Genomic DNA, 871 nt, shown 5'->3' with positions numbered 1-871 from the left:
TGAGTCATCGACCCAAAAGGCCTTGATTTGTTCTGGTGTGGCATTGGTCCAATCGTTGTCTTTCCCGTCAGCAAGTGAAAGTACAGAGTCAACCGTTTGCTGCCAGTTCGGCCAATCTTCTTCGACAACAACGCAAGTAAGCGAGCTCTTGCCATTTGCTCTGCGGCCATCATCAACCTTCCGGATCAGCCTTTCCAGTGTCGCCAGCTCCTCATCGCAGAGCACGGCCTGTGCATCGCTTATCTTTGCCACGAAGTAACGTGCTTCAAGCATCGACATAATTATTTTCCTCCCCAGGGCACAAGTTTTGTCGAATATCCAAGCATTAGTGGGTGCTTCGGGTCCCCCGAACCAGTCACGCCAAATGCCAATACCGGCTTCCCAGATGCAACGAGCTGCTCTAAAAGCCTGTCCAAATGAACATGCAAAGACTTAGGCAGCTTAGTTCGGCTCCCCCAGCAGGGCACCAAGACATCAGCATCCCGAATAATCCTTTCCAAGTGGATTTCATTTTCAGGCCCGACAGGATCAACCGCCGTAGCCAGCTCTCGAACGTCGGTCGCCCGAAAAGCAAAAGCATTACCGACTATGAATCGCCTCCCTCCGTTGACCTTGGTAAACCCTATCCACTTTCTGACCGTGTGATCGTCCTCGGTGGCCGTGGCCGTAGAGCCGTTTACACCAAAATAACCGAACACAAGGCCTTCGGGTTGCACATCCCTTTCCAGACGGTATCTGTACATGCCGCACTTGCTGATAATTGCACTCAAAGTGTCACCTCTTTTTGAATGAAAAACGCCCTTTCACAGTTGCATTTTTTAATGCTGTGATAGGATAAAAGTGTAAGTTGAAAAGGAGAGATGACCATGAA

General features: G+C 49.9%; 1 protein-coding gene and 1 pseudogene. Both read right to left on the bottom strand.

Translation table 11 applies throughout. From position 1 onward, the window contains the following. Positions 1–279 (bottom strand): annotated as a pseudogene (locus R7Z50_RS25900) (hypothetical protein); the annotation flags it as partial. Positions 280–281: 2 nt separating this feature from the next. Then, positions 282–770: a DUF1643 domain-containing protein gene (locus R7Z50_RS25895; RefSeq protein ID WP_001273096.1), complete on the bottom strand. Its 489-nt coding sequence runs from the start codon at positions 768–770 to the stop codon at positions 282–284. Between the last annotated feature and the right edge of the window lie 101 nt (positions 771–871).

It is taken from the genome of Vibrio sp. 1249-1 (genome assembly GCF_033340495.1).
This window is presented reverse-complemented; position numbering and strand designations above follow the sequence as displayed.